Source organism: Leptotrichia sp. SK-5, from assembly GCF_055387215.1.
Genome location: NZ_AP028931.1, coordinates 519,147 through 538,592 on the forward strand (window position 1 = coordinate 519,147; position 19,446 = coordinate 538,592).

The 19,446-nt window shown below is 28.6% G+C and carries 19 protein-coding genes; 11 read left to right on the forward strand and 8 right to left on the reverse strand.

Features of this window, described 5'->3' with window-relative positions; all coding sequences use genetic code 11:
• From ACZ5B9_RS02710 to ACZ5B9_RS02725, 4 genes are all read left to right on the forward strand, one after another.
• The gene (locus ACZ5B9_RS02710; protein WP_464423252.1) at positions 1 to 1,716 is read left to right on the forward strand and encodes a sensor histidine kinase; all 1,716 of its coding nucleotides are present in this window, start codon (positions 1 to 3) and stop codon (positions 1,714 to 1,716) included.
• Between the two features lie 206 nt (positions 1,717 to 1,922).
• Positions 1,923 to 2,339 carry a Fur family transcriptional regulator gene (locus ACZ5B9_RS02715; protein ID WP_021768409.1) on the forward strand — a complete coding sequence of 139 codons (417 nt, stop codon included), beginning with the start codon at positions 1,923 to 1,925 and terminating at the stop codon, positions 2,337 to 2,339.
• A gap of 39 nt (positions 2,340 to 2,378) precedes the next feature.
• Positions 2,379 to 2,876, forward strand: a complete 498-nt coding sequence (locus ACZ5B9_RS02720) for a ferritin (protein WP_464423253.1) — start codon at positions 2,379 to 2,381, stop codon at positions 2,874 to 2,876.
• Between the two features lie 185 nt (positions 2,877 to 3,061).
• Positions 3,062 to 3,559, forward strand: coding sequence for a ferritin (locus ACZ5B9_RS02725; protein WP_464423254.1), 498 nt, complete (start codon positions 3,062 to 3,064; stop codon positions 3,557 to 3,559).
• A gap of 214 nt (positions 3,560 to 3,773) precedes the next feature.
• Here the strand turns inward: ACZ5B9_RS02725 and nadR are convergent, their stop codons facing one another.
• The 6 genes from nadR to ACZ5B9_RS02755 form a co-directional block, all read right to left on the reverse strand.
• Positions 3,774 to 4,886, reverse strand: a complete 1,113-nt coding sequence (nadR, locus tag ACZ5B9_RS02730; RefSeq protein WP_464423255.1) for a multifunctional transcriptional regulator/nicotinamide-nucleotide adenylyltransferase/ribosylnicotinamide kinase NadR — start codon at positions 4,884 to 4,886, stop codon at positions 3,774 to 3,776.
• A 263-nt stretch (positions 4,887 to 5,149) separates the two neighbouring features.
• A complete protein-coding gene (nusB, locus tag ACZ5B9_RS02735) occupies positions 5,150 to 5,560 on the reverse strand; it encodes a transcription antitermination factor NusB (RefSeq protein ID WP_021768406.1) in 411 nt (136 codons plus the stop codon).
• Positions 5,560 to 6,210, reverse strand: a complete 651-nt coding sequence (gene amaP / locus ACZ5B9_RS02740) for an alkaline shock response membrane anchor protein AmaP (protein WP_021768405.1) — start codon at positions 6,208 to 6,210, stop codon at positions 5,560 to 5,562. The genes nusB and amaP overlap by 1 nt, the downstream gene beginning before the upstream one ends.
• 163 nt (positions 6,211 to 6,373) lie before the next feature.
• A complete protein-coding gene (locus ACZ5B9_RS02745; RefSeq protein WP_071123733.1) occupies positions 6,374 to 6,769 on the reverse strand; it encodes an Asp23/Gls24 family envelope stress response protein in 396 nt (131 codons plus the stop codon).
• 93 nt (positions 6,770 to 6,862) lie between these two features.
• On the reverse strand, positions 6,863 to 8,218 hold the full coding sequence (accC, locus tag ACZ5B9_RS02750) for an acetyl-CoA carboxylase biotin carboxylase subunit (RefSeq protein WP_464423256.1): 1,356 nt from the start codon (positions 8,216 to 8,218) through the stop codon (positions 6,863 to 6,865).
• A gap of 126 nt (positions 8,219 to 8,344) precedes the next feature.
• Entirely contained in the window at positions 8,345 to 8,746 is a 402-nt protein-coding gene (locus ACZ5B9_RS02755) for an acetyl-CoA carboxylase biotin carboxyl carrier protein (protein WP_464423257.1), read from the reverse strand.
• Between the two features lie 350 nt (positions 8,747 to 9,096).
• Here ACZ5B9_RS02755 and coaE point away from each other — a divergent pair, with 350 nt between their 5' ends.
• The 3 genes from coaE (at position 9,097) to yihA (ending at position 11,658) form a co-directional block, all read left to right on the forward strand.
• Positions 9,097 to 9,705: a dephospho-CoA kinase gene (gene coaE, locus ACZ5B9_RS02760; protein ID WP_464423258.1), complete on the forward strand. Its 609-nt coding sequence runs from the start codon at positions 9,097 to 9,099 to the stop codon at positions 9,703 to 9,705.
• A 538-nt stretch (positions 9,706 to 10,243) separates the two neighbouring features.
• A complete protein-coding gene (locus tag ACZ5B9_RS02765) occupies positions 10,244 to 11,041 on the forward strand; it encodes an LCP family protein (protein WP_464423259.1) in 798 nt (265 codons plus the stop codon).
• Between the two features lie 26 nt (positions 11,042 to 11,067).
• On the forward strand, positions 11,068 to 11,658 hold the full coding sequence (yihA, locus tag ACZ5B9_RS02770) for a ribosome biogenesis GTP-binding protein YihA/YsxC (RefSeq protein ID WP_464423260.1): 591 nt from the start codon (positions 11,068 to 11,070) through the stop codon (positions 11,656 to 11,658).
• Positions 11,659 to 11,774: 116 nt separating this feature from the next.
• On the opposite strand, the gene ACZ5B9_RS02775 is transcribed toward yihA, so the two are convergent.
• Together ACZ5B9_RS02775 and ACZ5B9_RS02780 are read right to left on the reverse strand one after the other, a co-directional pair.
• Positions 11,775 to 13,295: a YifB family Mg chelatase-like AAA ATPase gene (locus tag ACZ5B9_RS02775; RefSeq protein WP_464423262.1), complete on the reverse strand. Its 1,521-nt coding sequence runs from the start codon at positions 13,293 to 13,295 to the stop codon at positions 11,775 to 11,777.
• A 153-nt stretch (positions 13,296 to 13,448) separates the two neighbouring features.
• A complete protein-coding gene (locus ACZ5B9_RS02780; protein ID WP_464423263.1) occupies positions 13,449 to 13,886 on the reverse strand; it encodes a Dps family protein in 438 nt (145 codons plus the stop codon).
• A gap of 283 nt (positions 13,887 to 14,169) precedes the next feature.
• On the opposite strand from ACZ5B9_RS02780, the gene ACZ5B9_RS02785 reads away from it, so the two are divergent.
• From ACZ5B9_RS02785 to ACZ5B9_RS02800, 4 genes are all read left to right on the forward strand, one after another.
• On the forward strand, positions 14,170 to 15,021 hold the full coding sequence (locus ACZ5B9_RS02785) for a patatin-like phospholipase family protein (RefSeq protein WP_464423264.1): 852 nt from the start codon (positions 14,170 to 14,172) through the stop codon (positions 15,019 to 15,021).
• A gap of 124 nt (positions 15,022 to 15,145) precedes the next feature.
• Positions 15,146 to 16,555, forward strand: a complete 1,410-nt coding sequence (locus ACZ5B9_RS02790) for an alcohol acetyltransferase (RefSeq protein ID WP_464423265.1) — start codon at positions 15,146 to 15,148, stop codon at positions 16,553 to 16,555.
• 116 nt (positions 16,556 to 16,671) lie between these two features.
• Positions 16,672 to 17,355 carry a DUF6320 domain-containing protein gene (locus ACZ5B9_RS02795; RefSeq protein WP_464423266.1) on the forward strand — a complete coding sequence of 228 codons (684 nt, stop codon included), beginning with the start codon at positions 16,672 to 16,674 and terminating at the stop codon, positions 17,353 to 17,355.
• A gap of 751 nt (positions 17,356 to 18,106) precedes the next feature.
• On the forward strand, positions 18,107 to 19,381 hold the full coding sequence (locus tag ACZ5B9_RS02800) for an RNA-binding domain-containing protein (protein WP_464423268.1): 1,275 nt from the start codon (positions 18,107 to 18,109) through the stop codon (positions 19,379 to 19,381).
• Positions 19,382 to 19,446: the final 65 nt, after the last annotated feature.

The following is a 19,446-nucleotide window of genomic DNA, read 5'->3' on the forward strand; positions in this document are numbered from 1 at the left end:
GTGAAAATAAAAGGCATAAAATTTAAAAATAAAATATTCATAAAATTACTTTCATATTTTGGATTATCGCTTTTGTTATTTTCCATTGTGATTGGGAGCATTTTTGGATATATTTATATTCAAAATACTGTTAGTTTGCATAAGAAAGATTTGGTTGAAAGAGCTTATAAGATTTCAACAACTCTTTCAAAAATGTGGTTTGAAGACGGAAATGAGAATCTTGAGAATAAAGACAGGAAACCCCCATCAAAGGAAACTTCTTCTGAAAAGCCAGTTAGAAGAGAAAAACCTAAAATTGTAGGAAATATAAATGGAAAAGTATTTGAAAATAATGTTATTGAAAATATCCGAAAAAATGAAACTAAAAAAAATCCAGAAGAAAAAAATTCTAAAAAATTATTAGATGAAAAACTTTTTCATAGACATAGAATTGTCGATGAGAAGGATAATAATGTTAAAATTTTTAGAAGTATGCGAATGATTGAGGACATTGCGATGGGAGAAGTCTGGATAGTGGATGCAAAAACAGGAAATATTGTGCAGGGAAGAAACGAAAGGGGACAACCGTTTTCATATCTGAAATTACCTCCAAATGCAGAAGAAACTATTAAAAAAGCTATTTCTGGAGAAGCAACTACGACAGAAAATTTTAATGATTACTTAAATGAAAATTCAATAACAGTAGCAGTTCCAATAAAAAACGGTGAAACAATTGAAGGAGTCGTGCTGCTTCATTCTCCAGTCAAATATATGTCTTCGGCATTAAAAAGTGGTATTTATACTCTTATTTTCAGTATCTTGGCGGCTCTAATCCTTGCAAGTATCAGTGCGGTCTGGCTTTCCATAAGCTTTACAAAGCCACTTAATAAAATTCGTGATACAACAACAGAATTGGCAAAGGGAAATTATGAAGTAACAACGCAGGTAAAACAGAGCGATGAAATTGGGGAACTTGCAAAAAGTATTGATAAACTGGCACTTCAACTAGATAAAAGCTCAAAAGAAAGTGAACGTTTTGAAAAAATGCGGCAAAATTTTATTGCAAATATTTCTCACGAACTGCGAACGCCGATTACAGTGATTCGTGGTTCAATAGAAGCCATTTGCGACGAAATTATAAGTGATCCTGAGCAGTTAAAGGATTATAACGAACAGATTTTATCAGATAGTATTCATCTGCAAAGGCTGGTTAATGATTTGATAGATTTGACGAAACTTCAAAATACAGATTTTTCCATTGATAAAAGTACAATAAATTTATTTGAAATTATAAATGACGCTGTGAGAAGCATGAAACAGATTTCAACTAAAAAAGGTGTGAAAATAAATTTTTCTGCTGAAAATGCAATTGAAGAAGACAGGTATCTTTTTGTTGGGGATTATCAGCGGATTCGGCAAATGATAATAATTGTGCTGGATAACGCAATAAAATTTTCTAATGAAAATCAGAAAGTTGATATTTTGTTAAAAAAAGAGAATAAAAAGTACGAGCTTAAAATATGTGACAGTGGAAGAGGTATTGATTCTGAAAATATTGGAGAAATTTTTAACCGTTATCACAAGTCAAATACTGAGGAAAATAAAAATGGAATGGGATTAGGACTTGCAATTGCAAAAGAAATAGCTTTACGGCATAATATTGAAATTTTTGTAAAAAGTGTGCCTAATATTAAAACCGTATTCACATTTTTAATTCCGCTAAATGACTCGCAGTAACTGAGATTTTTAAAATTATTGTTATTTTATTTTAATTATAAAAAAGTTTTAAGTGTCTTGAAATACTGTAAAAAATAACTTTGAGAATAAAAATAAATAAATGTATTGACAAAATATAGAAAAGAGTATAAAATTATAATGGGTACAAAGGAAAGGTAAATATAATTAATTAAATAAAAAATGATATAAATAATTTAGGAGGGAATATGCATATAGAAAACGTTGGCGACTATTTAAAGAAAAATGGAATAAAACCTTCAGTACAAAGAATGAAAATATTTCAATATCTGCTGGATCATCATACACATCCAACAGTCGACGATATTTTTCAGAATTTATCTCCTGAAATGCCTACTTTATCAAAAACTACAGTGTATAACACATTAAATATATTTGTCAGTAATAACATTATTCAAGAAATTATTATTGAAGAAAACGAGGTGAGATACGATGTAGTGACGGAGGATCATGGACATTTCAAATGTAAAAATTGTGGAGAAATAATAGATTTTGATGTAAATTTATCAAAATTTGATTTATCAAAATTGGGTAATGTGGAAATTGATGAAATACATTTCTACATAAAAGGTACTTGCGAAAAATGTTTAGAAAAGAAAAATTAGAAACAAATTATTAAAATAAAAAATAGAAATGGAGAAGATATGAAATTAAATAAGGAATTAGAAATTTTATTAAACAATCAAATAAATATGGAACTAGCTGCATCTTATCAATATCAGGCTATGGCTGCATACTTTGATGAAAGAGCTTTGGAGGGATTTGCAAACTGGATGGGAAATCAAGCTAAAGAGGAAATGGAGCATTCAAGAAAATTTTATGAATATGTATTAAAAAGAAATGGAAAAATAGAATTTTTTGGTCTAGACAAGCCTAAAATGGACTTTACGTCAGTAAGGGAAGTATTTGAAGCTGCTCTTGCACATGAAGAAGCTGTAACAGCTTCTATTGAAAATATTCACAAACTTGCTAGAGAATTGGGAGATTATGGGGCAGAAGTATTTTTAAATGAGTTTGCTGAAGAGCAGGAAGAAGAAGAGGAACAAGCTCAAAAAATAATTGACAAGATTGTTTCACTTGATGTTGATAATAATAGTGCTACGTTATATTTATTAGACAAGGAAATGGGGACAAGAGAATAATTAAATGTATAATTTGTGGAGAAATAATAGATTTTGACGTAAATTTATCAAAATTTGATTTATCAAAATTGGGTAATGTGGAAATTGATGAAATACATTTCTACATAAAAGGTACTTGCGAAAAATGTTTAGAAAAGAAAAATTAGAAATAAATTATTAAAACAAAAAATAGAAATGGAGAAAATATGAAATTAAATAAAGAATTAGAAATTTTATTAAATAATCAAATAAATATGGAATTAGCAGCGGCTTATCAGTATCAAGCTATGGCTGCATATTTTGACGAAAGAGCATTAGAAGGTTTTGCAAACTGGATGGGAAATCAAGCAAAAGAGGAAATAGAACATTCAAAAAAATTTTATGAGTATGTATTAAAAAGAAATGGAAAAATTGAATTTTTGGGATTAGATAAGCCTAAAATGGACTTTACATCAGTAAGAGAAGTATTTGAAGCTGCTCTTGCACATGAAGAAGCTGTTACAGCCTCAATTGAAAATATTCACAAGCTTGCTAGAGAATTGGGAGATTATGGGGCAGAAGTATTTTTAAATGAGTTTGCTGAAGAGCAGGAAGAAGAAGAGGAACAAGCTCAAAAAATAATTGACAAGATTGTTTCACTTGATGTTGATAATAACAGTGCTACGTTATATTTATTAGACAAGGAAATGGGGACAAGAGAATAATTAGATATATAATTTGTTAAATTATATAATTATAAAGTGGTTTTTCAAAAATGGCTAAGTATGCACGATTTAAGGAGGGCACGATAAAAGTATTTAGCTGTTTTTTCAAAAAAACTTAAAATTGAAATTTAAAAAATAGAAAAATAAAAAATTTGAGAAATAAAAAAACCTATTTACTAAGTATTAAAACAAATTTTAGTAATAGGTTATTTTTTTATATAAAAGTATCTGCTATTTCCTGAAGCTGTGAATTATCAGCACCGTCTAAATATGCCTTTATAATATGCTTGCAAGCTAAATATCTTTTTTCATAGCTGCTTGATTTTACTGTAATATATTGAATATTGTATTCTTTATACAATTTCTTCAATAAATTCTGGAATTTTTCACGTCTATCATTGTCGCCAATTGAACGAAGCCCATCATTTACCCAAGCAACATTATTTTCAAGTAAAATCGTCAAGTCAAATCTGTAATTTTGGACAAATTCACGAACTATCGGATTGTCCCGTTTTTCATAAGTTAGGCAAAAAGCCAGAGTTGCGATATAATCTGTATCAATTAATGCAAATTTATTAGCGTTTCTAGCGGCATACAAAACATTTGACTGATGTCCAAAAACGATTTTTTCGTAGTCAGAATATTGCAATGACTCCTCATCTCCACCTAATTTTTCAAAAACATATTCACGTCCATATTCCCAAGCGGAAGTTGTATTAAAAACATTTGCAAGTTTGTCTATCATTACACTTTTTCCACTGCTTTCCCCTCCACAAATTGTAATAATGGGAATTAAATGCTCCCTTACTTCACGTGGCAAAAATTCCCAGTATTTACTTGGATTTTCACGTATTTGCTTTGAGTTTACGTTGTATTCAATATAATTTTTGTCAATTGATTTAGTTTCAGATCCAAAATGCTTTAGATTGTATTCCTTGTCCCCATCTCTATTGCTTATGAAAATTACATCATTTTGCCAGTCTATTTCTCTTTTATTTTCCAGTTTTTCTCTTTTCTCAATTTCATTTTTTAAAGCTGTTGCCCATTCCTGCCAGTTGTCACCTTGCTGGGAATAGTTATTTTCATCCAGTAAAAAGGATGAGACATTAGGTTGGTTTTTAAAAGTCTGCTTTACAAAACGTAATCTATCCTTTGGTGTAATTTCCTTTACAAAACGGGAATTAGAAGTAAGTAAATCATCGGCATCATCAGAATATGAGATCACAACGTATAATCTGTCTACAATCCCACTGGCTCTTTGAATAAAGTTTACATGTCCGATGTGAAGAGGGAAAAATTTTCCTATAATTATTCCTATTTTTTTCATTGTGTTATTTCCTTTTCTAGTTTAATTTTATAGTATGTTCAAATTTTTTAAATACTAAGTTTACAAAATTTAAAATTATAGTCAATCTACTTAAAAATTGAAGTAAAATATGTAAAAAGTAATCTATTGGCTATAGTTATAGATACTGTTACCTTTTACTGTAATTTTAAACTAGAATTGCTATATACAAAAAAACTTCCATATATAAATACAGAAGTTTTTTGCTTATTATTTGTTTTGCTTGAAATATTCTTACATTATTTTTATTTTTCGTCTTTAATATTTTGTACTAATTTTGCAAGAATTCCGTTTAAAAAGTCTTTGGTATCATTGTAGGAATATTTTTTTGCAATTTCAAGAACTTCATTAATCGCTATTTCATATCCTATATCTTTTATAGTAATTTCATAAAAAGATATTTTTAACAAAACTTTTTCTATTGTTCCCAAACGCTCATAAGTCCAACCGTCTAGCACTTCCCGTATTTTTTCAATTAGAATATTCTGATTTTCAATTATTTCTGTAACATAACTTCTTAAAAAGTCAATTTCTTCATCTTTTTTAAAATTTTCTTCATTAATTACATCATTTATTCTTTTATCAATATTGTTGTCAATTAATTCATATTCAAAAAGAAGTTTAAATATTTCTTCTCTAATTCCTCTTCGTGTCATTAATTTTCCTTTCCAGATGGGGAAGTTTCATTTTGTGCCTCATTTTCGTTTTTTAAATTTGTGTTTTCGTTATTATTATTTTCTTCCTTTTGAACAGCTGGAGAATCAATGATTTTTTTCTCAATGATTGTTTCACCTAAAACTTTTTTCAATTTTACTTTACTTTTTTTCACGGTAATCCCAGTTGCTTGAAAAATGTAGTCAGATAATTTATTTTGAATATCTATTAATTTTTCATTGAGATTATCGACGTTGTAAGTGTCCACAGTGGCCTCTATAATGACTGCTTTTCCACTCGGATATGATTTCACTTTTGAGTTTTTTATAATTTCCAATCCACTTAAAAAGTCTTTTGATGTTTCATTTATTGTTTTTATGGAAACTTCAAGTTCTCCATTTTTATTTTTAACTTTTCTATTCTGAGAATATTTTGTAAGTTTGTTAATGTAAGAAAGTAAAAATATGACTAAATAAATAATTGATAGTATTCCAACTAAAATTTTAAAATTTAAACTATTTAAATCAATAAAATTATCAAGCTGTCCTAAATAATCAGTCTTAAACAGCATATCTGATATACTTGAAAACGCGATTCCAATAAATCCGAGTATAACAGATAATTTTGCCAAAAATCCTAATATTACAATCATTAATATATACTGTCAAAAATATACCATATTTGTTATTAATGTTAGAATTAATATTAAAAATAGTATGTTTTGGGCAGTCTCTCCTTTCTTTTAGAGTTTACCCAAACTCTGAATAATTTATTTTAGATAAGTTTTACAGAGTTTGAGTATATTATGATTTTTATTATTCTTCAATTTCTGCTGTTTCTGCTACAGCTGTTTGAACAACTTCTTTCTTGTCTTCTTTGACAATTTTTTGAATATAAACATTAACTTCTTGAACTTTTAGTCCTGTCATTTCAGTAATTGCTTTTACTACCTTTGTTTGGATTTCTCCAGCTAATGCAGGTAATTTGTGTCCCATTTTTGCTACAATGTATAAATCTAGTGTACATTCAGTTTCTCCAACTTCTACTTCAATACCTTTACCACCTGAAGATACATTTTGGAAAAATTTAACAATTTCATTTTTAGAAGTTCCACCCACAAGGCTGTTTACTCCCTCGATTTCTGATACTACTGATTCTGCAATTGTTGCTACTACTTCCTGTGATATATTTACATTTCCTAATTCGTTCATTTTAATTCCTCCTAATTTTTGTTTTTATCAAATATTTAATAATTTGATTTTAATTGATTTATAAAATTATTACTTGTTTACTAACAAAGTTAATTATTTGCCAAGTGCTTCCTTAAAGTGTGTTTCAATAAAATTTGTATAGATAGTTCCCTTTTTGAAGTCTTGATTATCAAGTACTTTTAAGTGAAATGGTATAGTTGTGTCAACACCTTCTATAATAAATTCCTTTAAAGCACGTTTCATTCTTGCAATAGCTTCTTCTCTGTTTTTACCTTTTACGATAAGTTTTGCTATCATTGAATCGTAGTAAGGTGGGATTTCGTAATTTTGATAAGAGTGTGAGTCGAATCTTACTCCAATTCCTCCAGATGGAATATATGTTTCCAGTATTCCAGATGAAGGTAAAAATCCATTTTCAGAATCTTCCGCATTAATTCTACATTCTATTACATGTCCATTGATATTTATATCTTTTTGAGAAATACTTAATTTTTCTCCTGCAGCTACTCTTATTTGTTCTTTTATTAAGTCAACCCCAGTAATTTCTTCACTTACTGTATGTTCTACTTGAATTCTGGTATTCATTTCCATAAAATAGAAATTCATATTTTTATCAACGAGAAATTCCAATGTTCCAACACTATCGTAACCAATACCTTTAGCTAATTTTGCTGCAAATTTACCCATTTTTTCACGTGTTTTGGAATCAATTCCTGCTGATGGGGATTCTTCTATTAATTTTTGGTGTCGTCTTTGAATAGAGCAATCTCTTTCTCCTAAATGAACGACATTTCCAAATTTATCCCCAACAACTTGTATTTCAACGTGTCTTGGTTCTTCAACATATTTTTCAATGTAGACATCTGGATTTCCAAATGCAGCTTTTGCTTCATTTTGTGCAGCAGTGTAATTTTCCACTAGTTCTTTTTCGTTTTGGGCAATTCTCATTCCTTTACCACCACCACCAGCAGTGGCTTTTATCATAACGGGATAAGTTATCCATTGTGCGACTTTTTTTGCCTCTTCTACATTTGGCACAATTCCATCAGAACCTTTTGTTATAGGAACTTTATGCTTGATAGCTGTTTCCCTTGCTGTTGCTTTATCTCCCATCATATTGATTAATTCAGGTTTTGGTCCAATAAAGACAATTTCGTTTTTGTCACATATTTCAGCAAATCTTTGATTTTCTGCTAAAAAACCATATCCAGGGTGAATGGCTTCACTTCCTGTTATTTGTGCTGCTGAAATAATATTAGGTATTTTTAAGTATGAATCTGCACTACTTGCAGTTCCAATACAAATAGCTTCATCAGCCAGCTTTACGTGAAGTGATTCCTTGTCAGCTTCTGAATAAACTGCAACAGTTGCTATTCCTAATTCTCTTGCTGCTCTGATTATTCTAACAGCAATTTCTCCTCTGTTTGCTATTAATATTTTTTTGAACATTAATATTCTATCCTCCTAAAAGATTTTCTGTTATATATTACAATCACTTTTCCAAAAACGGACTTCAAAAATTAAATCTGATTATTTTTAATTATAAAGTCTGTATTTTAGAAGAAAAACTATAATTTACACTTCAATTTTAAATAATTCTTTTGCAAAATCCACAGCTGAACCGTCTGCAACAAGAATTTCTGTTAAAATACCATTTACAGTTGATTTTACCTCATTATCAATTCCCATTGTATTAACTTTAGCAAGAATTTGTCCTTTTTTTACCACTGTTCCTGTTTTTGAGCTTAATAACTTTATTTTTCCAACATTACCTGATGTAATAATTTCCTCTACGGGTAATGCAGGTTTTAGAGTTTCTTTTTCTTCTTTTTTTGATGTTGATCTTTGATTGTTTACAGTATTTAATGTTTCAGAATTTGTTAATGTAAGCTTTACTTTTCCGTATCTTACTTTAATTTCTGCTAGATCTTCTTTTTTTAGAACTTGCATCAATTCCTGAATATCCTTAAGTTCCATATTTCCTCCTCGTTTTATAAATCAAATCTTTGCATTATTATAAAAACTTTGTATATGTAATTTTATCATATTGCAAGCATTTTTTCAATTTTTTCTTTTTTTAAATCTTACCTTTATTATACCATATTTTCTTGTAAAATTTTATTATTTCTCTAAAATTTTTCAATTTTTGTCCTCAAACAAGCAAATTAATACAAGAAATAAATTTTAAACTATAAAATAAAAATTGTTGCAAATAAATGAAAAAAGGTATAAAATACATTATATTTTAAAATTTTATAATAATAAATTTGTAAAAATAAAATAGTTAAAAAAAAATTTATTGTGGAAAGGAAGCGTAAAGGAGAAAAATGGTTATTGGACTTACAGGTGGAATTGGAACTGGAAAAAGTACAGTTAGCCAGATTTTGCAAAGAAAAGGGTATAAAGTTATTGATCTGGACGTAATTTCTCATGAAGTTATTAAATTTCCTAAGGTTGTGGAAAAAATTGTGGAAAATTTTGGAAAGGAAATTTTAGAAAGTGATAATTTTGGGAAACATAGTATTTCACGTGAAAAGTTAGGGAAAATTATTTTTGGAAATAAGCAAAAAAGGCTTATTTTAAATTCCATTATGCATCCAGAAATTTTACGTGCTATGCGAGAAAAAATTTTAGAATATAAAAAAGAAAGCAAGATAGTTTTTGTGGAAATTCAGCTTCTTTTTGAAGTCCAGTGGGAAAAGGAATTTGATTATATTTTGTTAGTCAGTGCAGAAAAAAGTACGCAAGTGCAACGTATTTTAGACAGGGACAGACGTGGTGAAGAAGAGGCTTTAAATATTATAAATTCACAGATGTCTTTGGATGAAAAGAAGAAACGAAGTGATTACGTTATTGAAAATGACGGAAATATTCAGGATTTAGAAAGAAAAATTGATGAGTTTTTGAAAAAAGTAGAATTTGAAAATAAAATCTAACTTTGAAATAATTTGTAAGAGTAAGATTTATTATAAAGTTCTTTAATAAAGGATATAAACCCAATATTTTCAAATAATTTAATATATAATTTTTATTTTTTAAATAGAATTTAGCATAAATTAATTCGTCAGAGCATTTTTCTGTGCTGGCAAAACTGTTTGAGCATAGCGAGTTTTTTGTCAGTGCAGGAAAATGTTGTAGACTAGCCATAGGTTGTAGGATTTGCGGCAATGAGCAATCCTACGAAAATAAAATAGAAAAAATTGAATGATTATGAATTAACTATTGAAAAACCCTATTAAACCTTTTCGATAACTATGTTGAATTTGAAAATGTAATGAGATAAATATTACTCTGAAGGGAGCAAGACCTCTTATCAGAGATAAAAAATATAAAGTTGCTGAACAAGTCTATTATAAAAATTTGGTAAAATGTCGCAATTAATATTGCAATTTATGTATTAAATAAATTTATTTTAAATATATTATTCAAAAAGTTGTAAAAGTATAAATAATGTAAAAATTAAGAGGTGAAAAAATGAAAAAAATATTTATAATACTGGGAATATTTTTAGTAGTACTTATAGGGTGGCTTTCTGTGCCATTTAACATTCTTATAATAGGAGTAGATGCGTATGCTAATCAGCCAACAGAAGGTTCTCGAAGCGATGGTCTGGTTGTTATAAGGGTTGTTCCTTATCTGGCGCAGATAAAAATGATTTCAATTCCACGTGATACGTACGCTGAAATTCCTTGTGAAAATTATAAGCAGGATAAAATTACGCATTCGCATCATTTTGGAGGCGTGCAATGTACTATTGACGCTGTAGAAAATTTTCTTGATACAAAAATTAATTATCATGTAAGGTTTAGATTTGAGGATGTTATGAACTTGACAAATTTAATTGATGGAGTGGATGTTGTTTCAAATCATACTTTTAATCAGGACTATTTTGATCAGGAAGTATTTCACTTTAATCAAGGCGAAGTCTATAATTTGAGAGGGAGAATGGCACTTGCCTATACAAGACATAGAAAAAGTGATACAGCCTTTAAGCGTGATGAACGTCAAAGACAGGTTATTCAGGGAATTGTAAAAAAATTAGTCGCACCATCTGGATGGAAATATATTCCAGAAGTTTACGGATATGCAAAAGAAAAGATGGATATTGCAGTAAATCCAATTAAAGGATTATCAGTATTGCCAGCATTTCTGCTAAATAAAAAAATTGAGCAGTATGAAATTAATGGAGATGGAAGAATGATCAATGGAGTTTGGTATTTTATTCCAGAAGAAACTTCATTGGAAAATGCGAAGGATGAGTTTAAAAATTAGAAAATTTAAGAAAGAATAGGTGAAATATGGAAATAAACAAGTCAGAGTTTGTGAAATCGGCAGTTGTGGAAAAAGATTATCCAGAATTTAATAATACTGTGGAATTTTCTTTTATCGGAAGATCAAACGTGGGGAAATCTTCACTTATAAATTCACTCACAAAAAGAAAAAATCTGGCAAGAACAAGTAAAACGCCAGGAAGGACTCAGTTAATCAATTATTTTTTGATAAATGATAAAATTCATTTTGTAGATTTGCCAGGATATGGGTTTGCTAAAGTGCCTGAGGCTGTGAGAAGGAATTGGGGAAAAACGATAGAAAGCTATCTTGTGTCAAAACGTGAAAAAGTAGTATTTTTATTGCTTGATTTGCGTAGAGTTCCATCAAATGAAGATATGGAAATGTTAAAATGGCTGGAACATTTTGAAATTGAATATTATATAATCTTTACAAAGGCTGATAAATTGTCAAATAATGAAAAATTTAAGCAGTTAAAGGAGATTAAGAAAAAACTTGTATTTAAAAATGAAGATGTATTTTTTTATTCTTCATTAAAAAATACTGGAAGAAAAGAATTGCTTGATTTCATAGAAGAACGGATTAATGAGAAAAAATAAGAAATTAAAGAGATATAAAAATGTGTAATTACTCAGTTTTATTTGAATAGTTACACATTTTTTATTTTCATAAATTGTAAAAAAGTCAAATCTAATTTAAATAAGTTTAGTACTATTTATTTTCTGCGATAATTAAGTGCTTCTAATAAATGTTCCTTTTTTATGTTCTCCTCCCCATCCAGATCTGCTATAGTTCTAGATACTTTCAAGATTTTATCAAACATTCTGACTGATAATTTTAAATTATCGATCGCAGATTTCATAATTTCTTCGCTTTCTTCATCTATTTTACAATATTTGTTTAACTGTTTTTTGTTCATATCTTTATTCAAAGTATTTGAATTAAAACGTTGCCTTTGAATTTCACGAGCTTTTATTACCCTTGCCTGAATATCTTTTGATTTTTCTGATAAAGTTTCGTCAAAAATTTCGTCTTTTTTCAACTGGTGCATTTCTACATACAAGTCCATTCTGTCGAGAAGCGGTCCTGAAAACTTCTTCTGATAACGCTTTATTTCATGCAAACTGTCGTTGCAGAGTGGATTATCAGGGAAATATCCGCTTGGAGTAGGATTTGAGGCAGTTATTGTAATGTTTTTTACTGGATAGGTTACGCTGAAATTTGCTCTCGAAATAACTATTTTTCCATCTTCCAGAGGCTGTCTTAAAGTTTCCAATGTTTTTCCTTCAAACTCTCCAATTTCATCTAAAAATAATATTCCGTTTAATGCCAGCGTGATTTCCCCAACTCTATTTGCGCCGCCTACTAGAGCCACTTGTGTAGCGGAATAATGTGGAGCTCTGAAAGGACGTTTACGTATTATTGGCTCATTTTGGCTCAGCATTCCTGAAATACTGTAAATTTTTGTCGTTTCTATTATTTCTTCTTCAGGCATATCAGGTAAAATTGTATTAAATCTTTTCGCAAGCATTGACTTGCCTGAACCAGGATCGCCTATTAGAAATACATTGTGTCCGCCAGCGGCTGCAATTTCTAAAGCCCTTTTTGCGAGCAGTTGTCCCTTTACATCTGAAAAATCAACAGTTTCATCTAAATTTTCATTTTTTTCCAATTTTGGAGTGTTCATTTCAACAGCTTTTTTACATAATGCTTCCACGTTAGTTCTTCCTTCCAAAAAGTCCAGCAGTTCAGTAATTTCATCAACAGGAATAATTTCTACACCTGAAATCAGTTTTGCTTCATTGTAATTTTCCATTGGGACAACAACACCTTTAAAATCTGTTTCTTTTGCTAAAATTGTGGCGTTTATTGCTCCATTTATTGATTTTATCTTTCCATTTAGGGAAATTTCTCCTAAAATTAGATATTTTTTTAATATGTCTATATTTGAAATATGCCCTGTATTCGCAAGTATGCCTAAAAATATGCTCAAGTCAAAATGACTGCCTTTTTTCCTGATATTTGCAGGCGACAAATTCACCAGCACACGTCTGACAGGAAACTCAAACCCCACATTCTTAAAACAGCTCCTAATCCGCTCCTTGCTCTCGGAAATCGCCTGATCTCCCATTCCAACTATATTAAACACAGGCAGCCCTCTAGACAGGTCAACTTCCACTTCCACAACATAAGTATCCACACCCATATAGCTGCAACTAAATAAACTTATTGCCATAACCCCACCTTTTTAATTTTTTGTTAATAATTAATTATAACATTTTTTATATATTTTGTAAATAAAAAAGAGAAAATCTGTAAAAAGATTTTCTCTAAATATATATAATAGGTAATTTTAATGACTTTGTTTGGTAATTTTCTCATAAAAATCTTATTTTAAATATGCGTTTAACATCCATAAGTTTTTTTCGTATGTACTGATATATTCGTCAACTAATGCAGATGTTCCGTAGTCGTTTTCTTCATCAGCAGCCTCTTTTACTTCCTTCACTAATTTTAACATTGCTTCAAATTCTTTTTTCACATCAGCTACTGCTTCTGGAATAGAAATTTCTTTATTTTCAGCTTCCTTAATAGTTGTAACTGCTAGATAGTCTTTTAATGTTCCTAAAGGACGCCCTCCTATTGATAAAATTCTTTCAGCTACATCGTCAATTTGTTCATTTATCGCATCATAATATTCTTCCAATTTTTCATGAACAGCAAAGAATCCAGCACCAACAATGTTCCAGTGGTAATTTTGAACCTTTCTGTAAAGTACATTCAAGTTAGCTAAGTAAAGATTTAATTTTTCAATTGTTTTTGACATTTTTATCACTCCTTAATTTATAATATTTATATATTTGTAATAATTACAAATTTATTATACCAAAATATAGTTAGGTTGTCAACACATTTTTTCAAATTTAGTATAATACTTGTAAACTTACATTTTAATTATACCTTGACAATTAATAGAAATCAATTTTTTCTAATAATTTATTTTAAAAATTTGAATAGTAAAAATTAAATTATTAAAAAAGTAGAAAAATACAGTCAAAGGGTGTATAATAGGAGAAAATAAAAAATTAATATTGAAAGGGATGAAATTAATGAAAGAAAAAACAGGGTTAGTATTGGAAGGTGGAGGACTTCGGGGGATATTTACGGCAGGAGTGCTGGATTTCTTTTTGGAAAAAAATATTGAATTTGATAGTTGCATAGGCGTATCTGCTGGGGCTTGTCATGCCTGCAGTTATTTAGCAAAACAGCATAAAAGAGCGTTTAATGTGTCAGTAGATTATTTGGATGATAAAAGATATTGCAGTTTATACAGCTTGATTACTACTGGAGATTTATTTGGAGTAGACTTTGTTTACGATGAGATTCCGAATAAATTGAATCCAATTGACAATGAGGCGTTTATGAAAAATAAGACAAAATTTCAGGTAGTAATTACAAATTGTGAGACTGGAGAAGCGGAATATCCGGAAGTAAAAGATTTTGACAAGGATACTATTTATGTAAGGGCTTCAAGCTCTTTGCCGTTACTTGCCAGAATGGTTAATATTAATGGAAATGTTTATCTAGATGGCGGAGTTTCTGATTCAATACCAATTAAAAAGTCTATGGAAAATGGAAATACAAAAAATGTGGTTGTCTTGACACGTGATAAAAATTATAGAAAAAAACAAAGTGCATTGGGTAAAATTACTGGGATAAGATATAAAAAGTTTCCTAAATTTGTAGAACTTATGAATACAAGATATATCCGATATAATGAAGTGCTTGATTACATTGATGAGCTGGAGGCAAAAGGAGAGATTTTTGTGATTCGTCCAGAAGTGGAACTGACACTTGGGAGAATTGAGAAAAATAAGAAGAAACTTTTGGAAGTGTATAGTATCGGCTATGAAACAGCGAAAAAAAATTATGAAAATTTGAAAAAATACTTGGAAGGGTAATAATTTTTTGATTATCTGAACTTGAGCATTTATAAATAAGAATTGAATTTGTAGAAGTAAAATATTGAGAAAGTTTGTTTAAATGATACTTTGTTAAAAATCAATAAAATAGAAGAGGAAAAAAGTGAAAAATGAAAAAATATGGTATGAGCTGGACGCTTTTGCAAAAACATATTCTTCAATAATTAGTGAGGGAAGAACAACCTGTTTTCGGCTTTCAGCATTGTTTTCTGAAAATATTGACTTGGAAATATTGCAAAAAGTTGCGATTTCGCTTGAGAAGAAATATCCGTTTTATAATTCGGAGCTGAAAAAGGGAATTTTTTGGAATTATTTGCAGCAGAAAAAGGCTCATTTTATGATTGAGGAGGAAAAAACTTATCCTTGTACGGATATACAGAAGGATAATCCACTGAGAATCATTTATTTTAATAATAAATTATCGATAGAAATAGCACATTTTTTGACCGATGGAAAAGGTGCGGCGTTATTTTTTCAGGATTTGATTGAGGAATATTTGGAGAAAAAGTATTTTTGGGAAAATGTTGAAAAAGATAAAAAGGATAATTTAATTGAAAAGACTGAAAAAAAGAAGGAAGTAGAAATTGAGAAAATAAATAAAATAATTAATTTTGGGAAAAAGATAAATAAAAATGAAAAAGATTTTGAAAATAAAAAATCTGAAAAAAACTTTTTTGAAAAAACAAGAGAATTACTGGGAAATGACAGTGTGTTGAAAAATTCTCAAAAAAACGAGTATGTCGACCTTTATGAAAAGTATATGAGGAAAGTGAGCAAGGAAACTACGATAAAGTCGGCATTTCACTTGCCAATGAAAATACTGGAAAAGGGGCAGTACCATATTACAACTGGAGAAATTGATGTGGAAAGCCTGAAGGAAGAGAGTAAAAAATATGGGACTACTATTGGGAAGTACCTTCTCTCAGTATATTTCAAAATTTTGCTGGATAGGTATTCTCAAGCAAAAAATCCGATTGTTATTGGAGTGCCAGTTGATCTGCGAAAAATTTTTGAAGAAACTACATACAGAAATTTTTTTATAAACATAACTCCTAGCGTGGACGCAAGTCTGGGTGCATATTCCCTCTCTGAAATCATAACCTATCTGGATAATTATTTTGCCCTAAAAATTACAAAAAAAGAATTTTACAAAAGTATATACAAGGCAATGAATCCAATGCAAAATATAATAATAAAGTCTGTTCCATATTTGATAAAATGCATGTTTTTCCCATTTATATTTGATTATTACGGAGAACGGGGCTATACAACAGGATTTTCAAATTTAGGAATTTTTAAAGTTAATAAAAAGTATGAAAAATATCTAAAGGGATTCCGATTTTTACCGCCACCAAGCAAAAGGTGCAAAATCAAGATGGGAGTTATAAGTGACTATAACAAGGTTTATGTAAATTTTGGAAATTTGACTGCAAATTATGATATTGAAAGAGATTTTTTTGTTTATTTAAGAAAGAGAGGAATAAAATCCAAGATTATTACTAATTATTTTTAAATATTTAATTGAAATTTTTCAAAATTAATATGGATGAAAATTACATTTTGAAAAAAATAGCACAATTTTTGAGTTCAGTTTTAAAGTAGAATTATTATAGAAAAAAGAGGATAAGTATGTATTGTATAAAATGTGGAGTGGAATTGGAAGATGGAGCACAAAGATGTCCGCTGTGTGAAACGCCTGTTCCTGAATTAGAGGGTCTGGAAGATAAGGAATTTATGAAGGAATATCCGACAATTAATATAAATTTGTATGAAATGAAAATGAAGAAAGTTAAAAAGGCTGTATTTTTATCATTTTTTACAATTTCAATAATTTCGATTCTGGAAGTTCTTTTTCAAAATATGATAATGTATGGAAAATTGGAATGGGGTTATTATGCAATTCCATCTATTCTAATATTTGATTTAGGATTATTTGTTTTTTTAGATTCGTACAGAATGAGAACAAATCTATTTTTATTGCTAAGTGGCTTTATTGCCTACTTTCTTTTGCTTGATTTTGGAGATGAAAAATTCACTTGGAGCCTTAGACTTGGGATTCCCATTGTTTTTGCTCTTTATCTTATCAGCCTTATTTTTTCGTATGTCTGGGATAAGCATAAGAGTGACAAATTAAAGATACTAAATTTTTTTATTTTTTTTGTTGGAATATTTCTTTTGATTTTAGAACTAATTATAAGTAAAAAAATGACATGGAGCATATTTTCATCTATTCCGTTATTTATTTTAAGCATAATGCTAAGATATGCCTATAAATCTTACAAGGAAGAGTTTAAACGCAGATTACACAGGTAATTATTTTCAGAATACTATATTATTTGATTTCATAAAATATAATAATATAAAAAAATATGCTACCCTTGTGATAGCATATTTAAAAAGGAGTTGAAGAACAAACTCTTTTTTAGCTAAAAAGTCAGTAAAAATGGGGATAAAATATACATAAGTAACCAACGAGTAACCAACATCAAAAAATAATTAAAATAGCCTTTATTTTTTAGACATTTATTATCATTTTACAAACTAAAATAAAAAATCTAGCTATAGTATAAAAATTGATTATCTTAAATACGGATAATCTTTTTTTATTAATTCCAAAATTAAAAATTCAAACTTATATCAATTTCGTAGACTTATTTTATTTGAGGCAAGGTATTTATCAAAAAAATTTTTAAACGAACGTTAAAAGGCTGATACACGGTTATATGAATAGTAAAAGAGGATTATTAAAAAGCCATCCCTATAAGTATAGCACCATTTTCCTGCTTTCACTTAGCAGAGCTTTAAAATGCAGACAATTTTTTTTAAAGAAATTAGCAACCATTTATTATAAGTTATTTGTAAATTGTTATAAAAAATTACAAAGCAAAAATTCTTGACTTTAAAACAAATATTTAAGTGATATTTTTATAATAATTTGAAACGAAAGATTTTTTCGTTGCAAAATGAAACGATAAATGGAACGAAAAGCTTTTCGTTGCAAAAATATTGAGAATAAAGTATAATAAGTATTGAAAAATTTGATATAAAAATAAAGAGGGTTGAAATGAGAGAAGAAAATAAAAATTTAGAATTTAAAGAAAAAATATCAAAAAGTTATTTAAAAACTGTTTCTGCTTATTCTAATTATGGTGGTGGGAAGATAATTTTTGGAATAGATGACAATGGAAAAGTCATAGGGTTAGAAAAAATAACAGATGTTAAACTTAATATTGAAAATACTATTAATGACAGCATTAAGCCTAAACCTGATTATACATTGGAAATTGAGAAAATTGAAGGTAAAGACTGTATAGTTTTAAGTATACGAAGAGGAAATTTTCCTCCATATTATTATAATGGTAAAGCCTATAAAAGAAATGATACTTCAACTGTTGAAGTGGATAGAGTTGAGCTGAACAGACTAGTTTTACAAGGAAGTAATTTAGATTATGAAGAAGTTGAAATTGAAAATACTGATTTAAAATTTAAATTTTTAGAAAAGAAATTGAAAGAAATAATAGAGATTAAAGAGCTAAATTTGGATATATTGAAAACTTTAAATTTGTATAAGAATAAAAAATTTAATATTGCTGCTGAACTTTTCGCAGATAATAACACAAGAAAATTCTCAGGAATAGATATAATTGTTTTTGGAGAAAATATAAATAAAATATTATTTAAAGAAAACATTGAAAAAAAATCTATACTTGAACAATACTTTGAGACTATCAGTATATTTGAAAAATATTATGAATATGAGGAAATAATAGGATTTAAGCGTATCAAAAAAGAAAAAATATCAAAAGAAGCTTTTAGAGAAGCTCTTGCTAATGCAATAGTACATAGAATATGGGATATAAATTCAAATATAAAAATAGTGATGTCAAATGATAAAATTGAAATTATTTCTCCAGGAAGTTTACCACAAGGAATATCAGAAAATGAGTATATGAAAGGATATATTTCAATTTTAAGGAATCCCATTATATCAAATATTTTTTATAGGTTAAGAATAATTGAAAAATTTGGAACTGGAGTAATGAGAATAAAATATGAATATAGAGAAAGTTTTACAAAGCCAATTTTTGAAATAGATGAAAACAGCATAAGGGTAACTTTACCAACTATTGAAACAACACCTAGTAGCTTAGTAAATGGAGAAATAAAAGTTTTTGAAATCCTTAAAAAATATGATAAATTAAGCAGAAAAGAAATTGAAGAACTATGTAATTTCAATAAATCAAAAACTATCCGTTCAATAAATAGCCTAATAAACAAAAGTATCATTAAGCAAGTTGGAAAAGGGCGTTCTACAAAATATCAATTAAAAAATAGTTGAAAAAATATATTGTTTTTTGAAAATTTTAATGTATAATAAATGTGTAAAAAATATTCAAAGGAGTT

Coding starts and splice junctions, on each gene's coding strand:
- amaP (WP_021768405.1), bottom strand. CDS start 6,210: ATGATTGTAATATTAGGATTTTTGGCAAAATTATCTGTTATACTCGGA.
- nusB (WP_021768406.1), bottom strand. CDS start 5,560: ATGACACGAAGAGGAATTAGAGAAGAAATATTTAAACTTCTTTTTGAA.
- nadR (WP_464423255.1), bottom strand. CDS start 4,886: ATGAAAAAAATAGGAATAATTATAGGAAAATTTTTCCCTCTTCACATC.
- yihA (WP_464423260.1), top strand. CDS start 11,068: ATGGAAATAAACAAGTCAGAGTTTGTGAAATCGGCAGTTGTGGAAAAA.
- ACZ5B9_RS02720 (WP_464423253.1), top strand. CDS start 2,379: ATGAAATTAAATAAGGAATTAGAAATTTTATTAAACAATCAAATAAAT.
- ACZ5B9_RS02755 (WP_464423257.1), bottom strand. CDS start 8,746: ATGGAACTTAAGGATATTCAGGAATTGATGCAAGTTCTAAAAAAAGAA.
- accC (WP_464423256.1), bottom strand. CDS start 8,218: ATGTTCAAAAAAATATTAATAGCAAACAGAGGAGAAATTGCTGTTAGA.
- coaE (WP_464423258.1), top strand. CDS start 9,097: ATGGTTATTGGACTTACAGGTGGAATTGGAACTGGAAAAAGTACAGTT.
- ACZ5B9_RS02715 (WP_021768409.1), top strand. CDS start 1,923: ATGCATATAGAAAACGTTGGCGACTATTTAAAGAAAAATGGAATAAAA.
- ACZ5B9_RS02780 (WP_464423263.1), bottom strand. CDS start 13,886: ATGTCAAAAACAATTGAAAAATTAAATCTTTACTTAGCTAACTTGAAT.
- ACZ5B9_RS02725 (WP_464423254.1), top strand. CDS start 3,062: ATGAAATTAAATAAAGAATTAGAAATTTTATTAAATAATCAAATAAAT.
- ACZ5B9_RS02745 (WP_071123733.1), bottom strand. CDS start 6,769: ATGAACGAATTAGGAAATGTAAATATATCACAGGAAGTAGTAGCAACA.
- ACZ5B9_RS02775 (WP_464423262.1), bottom strand. CDS start 13,295: ATGGCAATAAGTTTATTTAGTTGCAGCTATATGGGTGTGGATACTTAT.
- ACZ5B9_RS02800 (WP_464423268.1), top strand. CDS start 18,107: ATGAGAGAAGAAAATAAAAATTTAGAATTTAAAGAAAAAATATCAAAA.
- ACZ5B9_RS02785 (WP_464423264.1), top strand. CDS start 14,170: ATGAAAGAAAAAACAGGGTTAGTATTGGAAGGTGGAGGACTTCGGGGG.
- ACZ5B9_RS02765 (WP_464423259.1), top strand. CDS start 10,244: ATGAAAAAAATATTTATAATACTGGGAATATTTTTAGTAGTACTTATA.
- ACZ5B9_RS02795 (WP_464423266.1), top strand. CDS start 16,672: ATGTATTGTATAAAATGTGGAGTGGAATTGGAAGATGGAGCACAAAGA.